The following is a 12,929-nucleotide window of genomic DNA, read 5'->3' as shown; positions in this document are numbered from 1 at the left end:
TTTTCGGAAAAGATCATGTTCAAACAAGAGCCCTCCTGATGGGGCAGACCCGGCTCCATCTCACCGCAAGCAAGATTGAAGCAGACCGCATCTTTGCGGCGCTCGACGCCGCCTTCGAGGATGACGGCCTGCCGATCGCCGTGCTGGAGCTCGACGAGGAAAAAGACATCCACGAAGTATCGCTCTATGCCGATGGCGACGTCGATCCCGTCGAAGCGCGCGTCAAGGATATCCTGGCAGGTCTCGGCCTGGCGAAACCTGTCGAGCGCGAGGCCATCCCCGACATCGACTGGGTGTCGCGCTCGCTGGAAGGCTTGAAGCCGGTGCGCGCGGGTCGCTTCCTTGTTCATGGGTCGCACGACCGGGCCAAGCGCCATAGCGGCGACCTTGCCATAGAGATCGAGGCGGGCTTGGCATTCGGTACCGGCCATCACGGCACCACCGCCGGCTGCCTTGAAATGCTGGACCTGGTCGTGCGGCGCGAGAAACCGCGCAATGCGCTCGACCTCGGCACCGGCAGCGCCGTGCTTGCGATCGCGCTTGCCAAGCTCGCGCATATCCCGGTGCTGGCGACAGACATCGATCCGGTCGCCGTTCGGGTTGCCGCCGCCAATGCCCGGCTCAACCACGTGAAGGCGCTGGTCGAGACGGTGACGGCGCCCGGCTTCCATCACCCGATCTTCGCCAGCCGCGCGCCCTTCGACCTGATCGTCGCCAACATACTGGCCCGGCCGCTGATGCGGCTCGCGCCCGAGATGGCCAGGCACGTCAGGCTCGGCGGTTCGCTGGTGCTTTCCGGCATCCTCGACCGGCAGCGCGACGCGGTGATCTCGGCCTATGTCGGCCAGAGCTTCCGCCACGTCCGCACCCTGCATCGCGAAGGCTGGGTGACCATCCACCTCAAGCGCTGAGACCTGCCCAAGCCGGGGCTGCCTGGCCCGGTCGAAATCGATTCCGGTTTGCCGGGCCATGCGCTACGTTCTTGGCAGACCACACGGGAGACGCCACCATGTTCCAGACCTTTGATTCCGCTGGTGATCCGGCCGTCGGCAAGCCGCGCGTGGCGCTGCTGCGGCAATGGCTGGCGGAAAATGGCTTGGACGGCTTCCTTGTCCCCCGCGCGGACGAGCATCAGGGCGAATATGTCGCCGACCGTTCGGCACGGCTGAAATGGCTGACTGGCTTTTCCGGATCGGCCGGCGTCGCCATCATCCTGCGCGATCGCGCCTTCATCTTCGTCGACGGCCGCTACACGCTGCAGGTGCGCAACGAGGTCGACCTTTCGATCTTCACCGTCGAGAGCCTCATCGACAATCCGCCGGCATCCTGGATCAAGGACAATCTCGGCAAGGGCGCGCGTCTCGGTTTCGATCCGTGGCTGCACACGCTCAGTGAGATCAAGGCGCTGAAGGCATCGGCCGAGCAGTCCGGCGCGACCTTGGAGCCGCTCGACAGGAACCCCATCGATATCATCTGGAAGGATCAGCCGGAACCGCCGCGCGCGCCTGTCGAGATCCATCCGCAAAACCTTGCCGGCGAGCTCGCCAAGGACAAGCTTGCGCGGTTGGCGGGCGCGATCGAAAAGGACGGCGCCACTCACGCCGTGCTGACCGATCCCTCTTCAATAGCCTGGGCCTTCAACATCCGTGGCGGCGACGTGCCGCACACGCCGCTGGCGCTCGGTTTTGCCATCCTCGCCGCCGACGGCAAGCATCAGCTGTTCATGGACCAGCGCAAATTCCCGCGCCAGGTCGCGGCCTATCTTACCCAGCTCGCCGATCTGCATGATCCGGACGAGTTCGAAGCCGCCATTGTCGAGCTGGCCAGCAACGGCGCCAAGATCGCGCTCGATCCGGTGCTGGCGGCGGAAAAGCTTAGAATGCTGGTCGAGGACAATGGCGGCATCGTCGTGCCGGCCGCCGACCCTGCGCGCATCCCGCGCGCCACCAAGAGCCAGGCCGAGATCGCCGGCAGCCGCGCCGCGCATCGCCGCGACGGGGCCGCGGTCGCCAGGCTGCTTTGCTGGCTCGACAGGCAGAAGCCCGGCACGCTCGACGAGATTGCCGTGGTCACCAAGCTCGAGGAGGTGCGCCGGCGGACCGGCGAGGAAACGCAGATGCCGCTGCGCGACATCTCGTTCGACACGATTTCCGGCGCCGGTCCGAACGGCGCCATCATGCACTACCGCGTCTCACGCGCCACCAGCCGAAAGCTGCAGAGTGGCGAGCTCTTTTTGCTCGATTCCGGCGGCCAGTATCAGGACGGCACAACCGACATCACCCGCACCGTGCCGATTGGCCAGCCCACCGAAGAGATGCGCGAGCGCTTCACGCTGGTGCTGAAGGGTATGATCGGCATCTCGACGCTGCGTTTCCCGGCCGGCACGCGCGGCTCGGAAATCGACGCCGTTGCCCGCGTGGCGCTGTGGAAGCATGGCTGCGACTTCGCCCACGGCACCGGCCACGGCGTCGGCTCCTATCTCGCCGTGCATGAAGGCCCGCAGCGCATTGCCCGCACCGGCACGGAAAAACTGCTTGCCGGCATGATGCTGTCCAACGAGCCGGGCTACTACAAGGAAGGCGCCTACGGCATCCGCATCGAGAACCTGATCCTGGTCACGCCGGCGGAGCCGATCGAAGGCGGCGACATCGCCATGCACGGCTTCGAGACGCTGACGCTGGCGCCGATCGACAAGCGGCTGATCCGCACCGACCTGCTGCATCGGGATGAACTGCAGTGGCTCGACCGGTATCATGCCCGGGTGCTGGCGGAGATCGGCCCGATGGTCGACGGCGAGACGCTGGCCTGGCTGGAGAAAGCCACCGCGCCGCTGCCCCACGACGCCAAGATCTGAGGCTGGCTTCTTTCTCCCCGTAACGGGGAGAAATGCCCGGTCCACCTCCGCAGCTGCTGCGCAGCTGCTGCGGAGGACGGGCAGGGCAATGAGGGGCAGCGCCGACGTTCGGAATGATCACACCGACGAAATCAGCCGACGAACTGCCGCGCCAGGATCAACACCGCGGCACCAGCCAGGAACATCGCCATCAGGCCTCCACGCAAGGACACGGCCACGGTGACGATCAGCGCCGCCCATTCGGCAGGCCCGGCATGCAGCAACTCCGGCGCGACGAGCGTCGTCAGCACAGCGGCCGGCACGGCGTTGAGGCCGGCCTCGACGCGCGGATGGATCGTCTCGAAGCGCGATATGACGAGGTGGCCGCCGACGCGGGTCAGATAGGTGGCGACAGCGCCGGCAAGGATAATCCAGAAGGTCGTGCTCATGGCCGCTTGCCCACGCCGCTATGGTGTGGCGGCAGCATCACCGCCAGGAGAACGCCGGCGATCGCGCCGATCGAAACATGCCAGGGCGAGCCGACAGTTCGGTAGGCAATGATCGAGGCGACGGCGCTGGCGGCGACGACGGGCGCCCAAAGCGGCCGCTTGCGGAAGCCAAGCACAAGGCCGAGGAAATAGATCGGCAGCAGGAAATCGATGCCCAGTGCATGCGTGTCCGGGATCATCTTGCCGAACACCGCGCCCAGCCCGCTTTCGATCACCCAGAACACATAGACCGGCAGGCCGAGCCCCAGATACCAGACGAAGCCGACCGGACGGCCGGACTCCGCCCTTGCCTCGGCGATGGCAAATTGCGGATCGGTCAGGATGAAGTAGCCGAGCGCCTGCTGCACCACCGGCCAATGCGCGATGCGCCTGCCGATCCCGGCCGAATAGAGCACATGGCGGAAATTCACCGCGAAGATCGACAGCACGATCAGCCATGGCGCGACATGCTGGCCGAACAGTTCGATGCCGACCATCTGGCTGGCGCCGCCATAGATCATGGCGCTCATCAGGAAGGCTTCGAGGACGGAGAATCCGTTGTCGACCGCGATCGTGCCGAACAGCACCGCGAACGGCGCCGAGGCGACGACGACCGGCATCGACAGCCGCACGCCGTCCCAGAAATCGCCGCCAGTCCTGCCCTCAGAGATTGCTTCCGCCGCCATCAGCCGCTCCTTGAGCGGTTTGATTTAGGGAGCGTCGCCTTCAATGTCACACCAATTCGCTTGACCCAACGATCAGCGGAACTGATCGCGACGCGCCGGTTCTCTTCGATCTCAAGGGCTCAGCCGAGAAAATGGCGCCGCCACTTGGATTTTTTGCCCGCCCCTATTGTCCGCCCGTCGCGTCCTGGCGCAAAACGCGTCTCTGGCGCCAACAAGAGAGGGACAGATGGTCGTCTTTGATTTCACCGGCAGGCATGCGGTCGTCACCGGAGCGGGCGGCGGCATGGGCGAGGCGATCGCGCTGGCGCTGCTCGATGCAGGAGCCTCCGTCACCGCCATCGACATCAAGCCGCGCCCGGCCTCGCTCGCCGCCTATGACGACAGGCTGACCTTCGCGCAGGGTGATTTGACCGATGCCACTTTCGTCGAGCAAACCATTGGCGCCGCCGGCCGCGAGCGCGGCGGCATCGACTTTCTCGCCAATGTCGCCGGCGTTCTGTGGTTCGGTCGCGACAAGTCTGCGCTCGATATGGACCTTGATGTCTGGGACCAGGTCTTCAACATCAATCTGAAATCCTTCGTGCATACGGCTCGCGCCGTCGTTCCGCATATGCGCGCCGGCGGCCGTGGCGGCGCCATGGTGCATTTCTCGACCATCCAGTGGTATCGCGGCGATCCGAAACCGCAGGACGCGTACCAGGCCTCGAAGGCGGGCGTCTGCGCGCTGTCCAAGTCGCTGGCCATGCAGCTTGCCGGCGACGGCATCCGCTCCAACTCAATATGCCCCGGCATGGCGCTGACGCCGCTGCAGGCGCGTTGGGACACCGAGGAGAAGCGCGCCGCCGTGGCGAGCTATACCCCGCTCGGCCGCATCGGCACGCCGCAGGACATGGCCAACGCCGCGCTGTTCCTGCTCTCGGATGCCGCGAGCTACATCACCGGCATCGAACTCGCCGTCGATGGCGGCCTGCTGATGCGGATGTGAGCGGCCGGCCTGATCCTATCTAAGGCTAATGCATGTCGCCCAGAAGTGCACAGCGGTTCTGGGACAACGACATGCATCAAAACAATGACTTAAAGCGGGTCGCCTGAATCCGTTTCGACGCGACGCGCTTTAGGCCGCCACGGCCGTGCCCTGGATCGCCCTGCCCCAGTCGAGCAGCGGCTTGGCGCCAAGCGTGAAACCGACGAGATCGTCGACCAGCGCCGGCGAATGGATCGTCGCCGGATCGATGTCGTGCCGGACCACGAAATGCCGGTTGCGCACCGCCTGGGCGAGATCCTCGTCGCCGACGTCCTCGAAGCCGCGCGGCGCGCGCTTCAAACGGTCTTCCGGATCGAGTTCCAGGCCTGCCTTCTTGAGCGACGAGACCATGCCGCGGAACGCGGCCGGCGTGGTCACGATCGCCTTGCGCATCGCCTGCAGCAGTTCCGGCGCCGGCTGCCACCAGGCGACGCCGGCGAAGCAGCGCTCCAGCCCGATATGCACATAGAAGACGCCTTGCGACATCTTGGTGCCGTCAGGTGACAGGATGGCCGACAGATGCCGGTTGTAAGGCCGCTTGTCCTTGGCGAAGCGCACGTCGCGATTGATGCGGAACAGCGATTTCTTGCGGTCGCCGCGCAAGCCGAGCTTAGCCGCCTCGAAGCGTTCGGTGAGCGTCTCGACCAGATCGCAGAACGGCTCGTGCAGCTCGCTGTCGAAGAGCTCGCGATTCTCCTGGAACCATTCCCGGCTCTGGTGGAAGTCGAGCGCCTTGAAGAAAGGAATGGCCTTCTGCCCAAAGCCTTTGAATGCGCCGGCCATCACCCGCCCCTGCCGATGCGCTGCAGCCAGGTGTCCTCGTCGATCACCTCGATGCCAAGGTCGCTTGCAACTTTCAGCTTCGAGCCGGCGCCGGGACCCGCCACCACCAGATCGGTCTTGGCCGAAACCGAGCCCGCCACCTTGGCACCGAGCCGCTCCGCCATTGCCTTGGCTTCCGAGCGCGTCATCTTTTCCAGCGTGCCGGTGAAGACAACCGTTTTGCCGGAGACTTCGCTGCCGGTAGAGACTTCCATGACGTAAGGCTTCGGATGAACTTGAGCGAGCAAGGAGTCCAGCACGTCGTCATTGCGTTCGTTGCCGAAGAAATCGCGTAGCGCGTTGATCACCGTGTCGCCGATACCGTTGATCGACGGGAAGACGGTGTGCGGATCTTCCGCCTTCGCCGTCTCCTTGCCGACTCGCATCAGCTCTTCGATGGTCGAGAACTGGCGGGCGAGCACGGCTGCCGTCGTCTCGCCGATATGGCGGATGCCGAGCGCGAAGATGAAGCGGTCGAGCTCCGGTTCGCGGCGTGCGTCGATGGCCGAAAACAGCTTATCGAGGCCTTCATAGTTGCGCTCCTCGACGCTGCGGACGTTCTTGCGCGTCTTGCCCGATGCTTCCTCGCGCAGCCTCGCCTGCTCCTCGCGCCGCTCGGCCAGCGCCTTGGTGACGGCCGGACGGCGATCCTTCAGCGTGAAGATGTCGGCGGCCGTCTTGACCAGCCCCGAATTGAAGAAGAGGTCGATGTTTTCAGAGCCTAGGCCCTCTATATCGAGCGCGCCGCGCGACACGAAATGGCGCAGCCTTTCCACCGCCTGCGCGGCGCAGATCAGCTCGCCGGTGCAGCGGCGCCGGGAATCCTCCTTGCCTGTCTTCTCGTTGATCTCGCGCGTCGCCGGCGAGCCGCAGACCGGGCAGGTATGTGGGAATTCGTAAGGCACCGCCTCGGGCGGCCGCTTGTCGACGACGACGCTGACGATCTGCGGGATGACGTCCCCCGCCCGCTGGATGACCACGGTGTCGCCGATGCGCACGTCGATGCCGTCACGGATCGGCTGGCCGTTGCTGTCGAAACCCTTGATATAGTCTTCATTGTGCAGCGTGACGTTCTCGACCACCACGCCGCCAACCGTTACCGGCGCCAGCCGCGCCACCGGCGCCAGCGTGCCGGTGCGGCCGACCTGGATGTCGATCTTCTCGACGGTCGTCATCGCCTGCTCGGCCGGGAATTTGTGGGCAACCGCCCAGCGCGGCTCGCCGGTGACAAAACCCCAGCGGCGCTGCAGCTCGAGCTGGTCGACCTTGTAGACGACGCCGTCGATGTCGTAGCCGAGCGAGGAACGTTGCTCCTCGATCCGGTGGTAGTGGGCAATAAGCTCGTCTATGGACTTCGCCCGCACCATCAGCGGGCTGACCTTGAACCCCCACTCGGCGAATTTCTGCACGGCATCGTACTGGGTGGGAGCAGGATCCGCCGTCGTATAGCCCCAGGCATAGGCGAAGAATTTGAGGTTGCGGCTGGCGGTGACCGACGGGTCCTTCTGGCGCAGCGATCCGGCCGCGGTGTTGCGCGGATTGACATAATCCTGGCCGCCGACTGCCGCCGAACGCTGCTTCAGCGCCTCGAATTCGGCATAGGTCATGTAGACCTCGCCGCGGATTTCGATCGTCTGAGGCCAGCCCGATCCCTTCAGCGTCTTCGGGATATCGGCAATCGTCTTCAGATTGGCGGTGATATCCTCGCCGACGGCGCCGTCGCCGCGCGTCGCGCCCTGCACGAACACGCCGTTCTCGTAGCGCAGCGAGGCCGACAGCCCGTCGATCTTCGGCTCCGCGGTGAAGGCGATGTCGAGATCCTTGTCGCGGTCGAAGAAACGCCGGCCGCGCTCGATGAAATCGGCGACGTCCTGGTCGGTATAGGCCTTGGCGAGGCTCAGCATCGGCACGGCATGGCGCACCTTGGCAAAACCCTCCGCCGGCGCAGCACCGACCCGCAGCGACGGCGAATCCTCGCGCACCAGACCCGGAAACTGCTCCTCGATGGCGAGGTTGCGCCGGCGCAACGCATCATATTCCGCGTCGGTGATCGTCGGCGCGTCTTCCGCGTGGTAGCGCCGGTCGTGCTCGGCGATCTCCGCCGCCAGCCGCTTCAGCTCTTCCGCGGCCTCACCCTCGCTCAGCGAATCGACTGATTTTTCCGACATGCGGCGCGGTCCTCGAATGATGGCGGGCCACTATAAATCAGGATTCGCCGGCAGGGAGATAGCTTGTGGAAAAATCATTGCTCGACAGCAGGATACAGCCATCTGCTGACTCAGCTTCCGAGCCTGAAGAATCGAGCACCAAGGATGTGCTGAGATTCATGTCAGGCCGAGTCGAGAAGCGTGGCTTCCGAGAACCGGCCTACGCCGGCCGTAGCCTTCATAGAGCGGAGACACTTATGAGGGCTTCGGCCGGCGAAGGCCGGAGCGGAGCGTACTTTTGGGTACGTGAGCACCGGAAGCGCAGGAAGCCGCGCTTCGCAGGCCGGCCTCACCTGAATATCAGCACAGCCTAAGCTGCCGCCGTGTTCTCGCGCAACAACCGCTCCGCCGCGGCGCGCGCCTCGTCGGTGATGGTGGCGCCGGCCAGCATGCGCGCGATCTCTTCCTGGCGCGCCGCGCGGTCCATTTCGGCGATGCCGGTGGCGACACGGTCCTTGCCGCCGGATTTGGAGATCAGGAAATGCGTGGCCGCGCGCGCCGCCACCTGCGGCGCATGCGTGACGGAAAGAACCTGCACCCGCTTCGACAGCCGCGCCAGCCGCTGGCCGATGGCATCGGCCACCGCGCCGCCGACGCCGGTATCGATTTCGTCGAAGACCAAGGTCGGCGCCGAGCCGCGATCGGCGAGCGCCACCTTCAGCGCCAGGAGAAAGCGCGAGAGTTCGCCGCCGGAGGCGACCTTCATCATCGGCCCCGGCCTGGTGCCGGGATTGGTGCGCACCCAGAATTCGACCTGGTCGATGCCTTCTTCCATGCGGGTTTCGGCATCGCTTGCCATCTCGACGATGAACTCGGCCCGTTCGAGCTTCAGCGCCGGCAGTTCCGCCATCACCGCCCTGGTCAGGCCCGCCGCCGCCGCATGGCGCAGCGACGAAAGCTGTGCGGCGGAAATATCATAGGCCTCGCGCCCGGCAGCGGCCTGCTTTTCCAGCGCATGCAGCCGCTCCTCGCCGGCGTCCAGATCGGCAAGATCGGCCACCATCGTGTCGCGCAACTGTGCCAAGTCGTCGACCGTGACGTTGTGCTTGCGTGAGGCAGCGCGCAGCGCAAACAGCCGCTCCTCCGCCTTCTCCAGACGCTGCGGATCATATTCGGTGGAACGGAGTGCTGCTTCGACACCGGACTGCGCGGCGTCCAGCGAAAGCATCGCCTCGTCCAGCGACTTCACCACATCATCGAGCAGGCCCGGCACCTCGGTCGACTTGCGCTGCAGCCGGCGCAGCAGGCTGGCGAGCTGCGGCAAGGGCGAAGACGGCCCCGACAGCACATCCTGCGCGTCATGGATTTCGCCGGCGATCTTTTCGACGCGCATCATCTGCGCGCGGAGTTCCGCAAGTTCCGTTTCCTCGCCTGGCTGCGGGTCGAGCTTCGTAAGCTCGGCGACGGAAGCGCGCAGATAATCGGCCTCGCGCGCCGCCGCCTCGACCTTGGCGCGATGCCGGGAAAGCTCCTGCTCGCAGCCCCGCCAGTAGCGCCAGGCTTCGCCCGTGCCGCGCGCGGCGCCCAGGTGGCCGCCGAAACTGTCCAGCAATTCACGATGCGCGCCGGGATCGACCAGCGCGCGCTCGTCATGCTGGCCATGGATCTCGACCAGTGCCCGGCCGACATCGCGCATCAGGGTGACGCTGGAGGGCTGGTCGTTGACGAAGACGCGGGTGCGGCCGTCGGCCGTCTGCACGCGGCGCAGGATGATGTCGCCGTCATCCTCGATGTCATTTTCGGCGAGCAGCGCGCGCGCCGGATGGTTGCGCGGCACGTCGAACACGGCGATGACCTGGCCTTGTGCCGCACCGTGGCGGACGAGCGAAGCGTCGCCCCGCGCGCCAAGCGCCAGCGACAACGCATCGAGCAGGATGGATTTGCCGGCGCCGGTTTCGCCGGTCAGCACCGAAAGCCCAGGCAGGAATTCGATGTCCAGCTTCTCGATCAGGACGATATCGCGGATCGACAGTCTGGACAGCATCGCAAGCTTCAGGCGCCGGTGATCAGCTTCCCGGCCTTGGATATCCACGATCCGGCATTTTCGCGCGGCTCAAGCCCGTTGCTCTGCAGGAGCTTGTAGGAATCCTTGTACCACGGGCTGTCCGGATAGTTGTGGCCGAGCACCGCCGCGGCCGTCTGCGCCTCAGAGGTCAGGCCCATCGCATAATAGGACTCGGTCAGGCGCGCGAGCGCCTCCTCGACATGGCGGGTGTTGGAATAATTCTCGACCACGGTGCGGAAACGCTTCACGGCGGCGATGTATTCGCGGCGCTCGAGATAATAGCGACCGACCTGCATCTCCTTGCCGGCGAGCTGGTCGTTGGCGAAGCGGATCTTGTCCTTGGCGTCGGGGACATATTCTGAAGTAGGCCAGCGCGTCACCAGATCCTGCATGGTCTGGATGGTCTGGCGCGCTTCCTTCTGATCCTGGGTGACGTCCTTGATCTGCCGGTAGTAGCAGAGCCCGATGATGTACTGCGCGTAAGCCGCATCGTCGGTCGAGGGATAAAGCGTCAGATAGCGCTTGGCGGTGCCGATCGCTTCGTCATAATTGCCGGCGCGATAGTCGGCGAAAGCGCCCATCACCATCGATTTGCGGGCGAATTCCGAATAGGGATGCTGGCGGTCAACGGCGTCGAACTTCTTGCTCGCCTCGTCGAGGCGGCCGGCATTCATGTTGGCCAGGCCCTGGTTGTAGAGAACGTCGGCCGGTTCGGTCTGGTCGACATAGGTCGCCAGGTTGACGTCCTTCTCGGAGGACATGCAGGCCGACAGCACGAGCGCGGGAGCAACCACCGACAGCGCCAGCAAAACGCGCCGACGCGGCGTTACCGATTGACCAACTCGCGAAAAAAACATGTTTGGATTCCGCCCCTTCGGCGTCGTTTCGGTCCGGGCCGAAGCCATAAACCATTATCCCCTTGCCCGGCAACGCTATGTCCGGCCAATCGCACATTTTTGTGGCGGCTGCCGGATGCCGCGAACTGGCTGCGATTTGGCGCCCCGGTGATGTATTATTATCACACAGCCTTGCCTCACATCAAACCCGGCGGCTGCGTCTTGCGACATCATGCGGGACCCTGCCACAAGGTGGCAAAGGAACCGTTACATGTTGCAAGGCCTGGAAACGCCGCGGCTGCGGTTGACGTCCGTGATTCCAGCCGACCGGGACGAGCTATTCGCGCTCGAGCAGGACGGCGAAGTGATGCGCTTCCTGAACGGCGGCAAGTCGACACCGCTCGACGACATCGATCCGTCCGTCGATTTTCTGATGCCGCGCGGTGGCGAGCAAGGCATCTGGACTGCAAGGGAGAAGCTATCCGGCAGCTTTGTCGGCTGGTTCTCGCTGCGCGATCGTGGCGACGGATCGGCGGAATTGGGCTATCGGCTGCGGCGCGCCATGTGGGGATTGGGCTATGCCAGCGAAGGCACGGCAGTGTTGGTCGAGGCCGGTTTCTCCCGCTTCGGCTTTGCCCGCATTGTTGCCAGCACGATGGCCGTAAACACGGCATCACGCCGTGTCCTGGAAAAGGCCGGACTTGTTCATGTCGGCACGTTCTACGTCGAAGGCCCCGACCGACTGCCGGGCGCTGAATATGGCGATGTCGACTATGAGATCAGGCGCAGGACCTGAGGCTGAACGCGTCAGATAACCCAGGGCGCGTAGACCGGCCCGCTGACGGCGATCATTTCGGCGACCCGGCCGCGCTCACGCCGCCTCGTCTCGACGATCTCGAAGGCCGTCCGGTCGGAAAGCAACCGGCGCAGCGCCGAGGCATTCATCCGGTGACCGCCGCGATAGGAACGGAAGCAGCCGATGAAGCGCGCGCCGGCCAGCGCCAGATCGCCCATAGCGTCGAGCGTCTTGTGGCGGGCGAATTCATTGGGATAGCGCAACCCGCCGACATTGATGACGCGGTTGTCGTCGCCGATGACCAGCGAGTTCTCCAGTGATGAGCCGAGCGCGTAACCGGCGGCCCAAAGCCGCTCGACATCCTTCATGAAGCCGAAGGTGCGCGCGCGCGCAATGTCGCGGCGGAAGATGTCGGGATTGATGTCGGAGGCGAATTGCTGGCGACCGATCGCCGGACTTTCAAAATCGATCTCGACCTCGAAACGCGTGCCGTCATAGGGGCGGAACTCCGCCCAGGATGCGCCGGCTTCCACGCGCACCGGCTTGACCACACGGATATAGCGACGCTTCACCGCCTGCGTGTCGATGCCCACCTGGTCGATGGCTTCGACGAAGGCCATGGCGCTACCGTCGAGAATGGGGACTTCCGAACCGTCGATCTCGATGATGAGATTGTCGATGCCAAGACCGAACACCGTGGCCATCAGATGCTCGACAGTGCCGATATGCTTGCCTGCCGGATCGCCAAGCATGGTGCAGAGATCGGTAGCGCCGACTTCCGCGACCAGAGCGCGGAACTCACGGGCTTCGCCGCCATTCGAAAGATGGAAGACGATGCCCGTGTCGGCGTCGGCGGGCAGGAAGTGAACGGTGACGGGTTTGCCGCTATGGACGCCGATGCCAGTCAGCGTCGCGCGCGATTTCACTGTCGTCTGATAGTCGTGCAAGAGTAACCCCATCGCCCTGAATGCCTGTGTCCGCTCCATCGGCCTTGGATATCTTGCAGCCAGCTGGATGGTCTGGCGCTCGCACAAACGCGGCAAAATAAGCAAGAGCATGCGGCTCTGGTATAATCGGCAGGCAGGGCTACTCCCCGAATCCCGGCAAACCGACTTTAGTCCGTGGCGAAGATAATGGCCCGCCCTGGAGACTCCAAATCACGGTTTCTTACCCCGTGTAACTGCGGGGAAACATAAGAAAGACACCGTAACTCATTGTTCTAAATGCACTTT

At 64.6% G+C, this 12,929-nt stretch carries 11 protein-coding genes; 4 read left to right on the top strand and 7 right to left on the bottom strand.

The genetic code is table 11. From position 1 onward, the window contains the following. Window positions 1-38 precede the first annotated feature (38 nt). Together YU3_RS0124665 and YU3_RS0124660 are read left to right on the top strand one after the other, a co-directional pair. Window positions 39-911, top strand: a complete 873-nt coding sequence (locus YU3_RS0124665) for a 50S ribosomal protein L11 methyltransferase (protein ID WP_027168732.1) — start codon at window positions 39-41, stop codon at window positions 909-911. Between the two features lie 98 nt (window positions 912-1,009). Beyond that, on the top strand, window positions 1,010-2,854 hold the full coding sequence (locus YU3_RS0124660) for an aminopeptidase P family protein (protein ID WP_027168731.1): 1,845 nt from the start codon (window positions 1,010-1,012) through the stop codon (window positions 2,852-2,854). A 131-nt stretch (window positions 2,855-2,985) separates the two neighbouring features. Here YU3_RS0124660 and YU3_RS0124655 read toward each other — a convergent pair whose 3' ends face one another. Both YU3_RS0124655 and YU3_RS0124650 read right to left on the bottom strand, forming a co-directional pair. After that, a complete protein-coding gene (locus YU3_RS0124655; protein ID WP_027168730.1) occupies window positions 2,986-3,282 on the bottom strand; it encodes an AzlD family protein in 297 nt (98 codons plus the stop codon). Then, entirely contained in the window at window positions 3,279-4,007 is a 729-nt protein-coding gene (locus tag YU3_RS0124650) for an AzlC family ABC transporter permease (RefSeq protein ID WP_027168729.1), read from the bottom strand. The genes YU3_RS0124655 and YU3_RS0124650 overlap by 4 nt, the downstream gene beginning before the upstream one ends. Before the next feature lie 226 nt (window positions 4,008-4,233). Between YU3_RS0124650 and YU3_RS0124645 the strand changes: the two genes are divergently transcribed. After that, entirely contained in the window at window positions 4,234-4,992 is a 759-nt protein-coding gene (locus YU3_RS0124645) for an SDR family oxidoreductase (RefSeq protein WP_027168728.1), read from the top strand. A 129-nt stretch (window positions 4,993-5,121) separates the two neighbouring features. On the opposite strand, the gene YU3_RS0124640 is transcribed toward YU3_RS0124645, so the two are convergent. The 4 genes from YU3_RS0124640 to YU3_RS0124625 form a co-directional block, all read right to left on the bottom strand. Next, window positions 5,122-5,814: a TIGR02453 family protein gene (locus YU3_RS0124640; RefSeq protein ID WP_027168727.1), complete on the bottom strand. Its 693-nt coding sequence runs from the start codon at window positions 5,812-5,814 to the stop codon at window positions 5,122-5,124. After that, window positions 5,814-8,021, bottom strand: a complete 2,208-nt coding sequence (gene ligA, locus YU3_RS0124635; RefSeq protein WP_027168726.1) for an NAD-dependent DNA ligase LigA — start codon at window positions 8,019-8,021, stop codon at window positions 5,814-5,816. Before ligA ends, YU3_RS0124640 begins: the two co-directional genes overlap by 1 nt. A 349-nt stretch (window positions 8,022-8,370) precedes the next feature. Next, a complete protein-coding gene (gene recN, locus YU3_RS0124630) occupies window positions 8,371-10,044 on the bottom strand; it encodes a DNA repair protein RecN (RefSeq protein ID WP_027168725.1) in 1,674 nt (557 codons plus the stop codon). Between the two features lie 8 nt (window positions 10,045-10,052). Then, window positions 10,053-10,922 carry an outer membrane protein assembly factor BamD gene (locus YU3_RS0124625; protein WP_027168724.1) on the bottom strand — a complete coding sequence of 290 codons (870 nt, stop codon included), beginning with the start codon at window positions 10,920-10,922 and terminating at the stop codon, window positions 10,053-10,055. A 250-nt stretch (window positions 10,923-11,172) separates the two neighbouring features. On the opposite strand from YU3_RS0124625, the gene YU3_RS0124620 reads away from it, so the two are divergent. After that, window positions 11,173-11,697, top strand: coding sequence for a GNAT family N-acetyltransferase (locus YU3_RS0124620; RefSeq protein ID WP_027168723.1), 525 nt, complete (start codon window positions 11,173-11,175; stop codon window positions 11,695-11,697). An 11-nt stretch (window positions 11,698-11,708) separates the two neighbouring features. On the opposite strand, the gene lpxC is transcribed toward YU3_RS0124620, so the two are convergent. Beyond that, complete coding sequence (gene lpxC / locus YU3_RS0124615; RefSeq protein WP_027168722.1) at window positions 11,709-12,656, bottom strand: UDP-3-O-acyl-N-acetylglucosamine deacetylase; 948 nt, start codon at window positions 12,654-12,656, stop codon at window positions 11,709-11,711. Window positions 12,657-12,929 lie beyond the last annotated feature (273 nt).

The organism is Mesorhizobium sp. WSM3224 (assembly GCF_000427725.1).
In the GTDB taxonomy this organism is placed as follows: Bacteria; Pseudomonadota; Alphaproteobacteria; order Rhizobiales; family Rhizobiaceae; genus Mesorhizobium.
The sequence above is the reverse complement of the archived record's forward strand: the minus strand, read 5'-3'. Positions and strand labels throughout refer to the sequence as shown.

Excerpts from the sequence above, each read along its gene's own strand:
- YU3_RS0124665 (WP_027168732.1), top strand. The coding sequence starts at position 39 with ATGGGGCAGACCCGGCTCCATCTCACCGCAAGCAAGATTGAAGCAGAC.
- YU3_RS0124660 (WP_027168731.1), top strand. The coding sequence starts at position 1,010 with ATGTTCCAGACCTTTGATTCCGCTGGTGATCCGGCCGTCGGCAAGCCG.
- YU3_RS0124655 (WP_027168730.1), bottom strand. The coding sequence starts at position 3,282 with ATGAGCACGACCTTCTGGATTATCCTTGCCGGCGCTGTCGCCACCTAT.
- YU3_RS0124650 (WP_027168729.1), bottom strand. The coding sequence starts at position 4,007 with ATGGCGGCGGAAGCAATCTCTGAGGGCAGGACTGGCGGCGATTTCTGG.
- YU3_RS0124645 (WP_027168728.1), top strand. The coding sequence starts at position 4,234 with ATGGTCGTCTTTGATTTCACCGGCAGGCATGCGGTCGTCACCGGAGCG.
- YU3_RS0124640 (WP_027168727.1), bottom strand. The coding sequence starts at position 5,814 with ATGGCCGGCGCATTCAAAGGCTTTGGGCAGAAGGCCATTCCTTTCTTC.
- ligA (WP_027168726.1), bottom strand. The coding sequence starts at position 8,021 with ATGTCGGAAAAATCAGTCGATTCGCTGAGCGAGGGTGAGGCCGCGGAA.
- recN (WP_027168725.1), bottom strand. The coding sequence starts at position 10,044 with ATGCTGTCCAGACTGTCGATCCGCGATATCGTCCTGATCGAGAAGCTG.
- YU3_RS0124625 (WP_027168724.1), bottom strand. The coding sequence starts at position 10,922 with ATGTTTTTTTCGCGAGTTGGTCAATCGGTAACGCCGCGTCGGCGCGTT.
- YU3_RS0124620 (WP_027168723.1), top strand. The coding sequence starts at position 11,173 with ATGTTGCAAGGCCTGGAAACGCCGCGGCTGCGGTTGACGTCCGTGATT.
- lpxC (WP_027168722.1), bottom strand. The coding sequence starts at position 12,656 with ATGGGGTTACTCTTGCACGACTATCAGACGACAGTGAAATCGCGCGCG.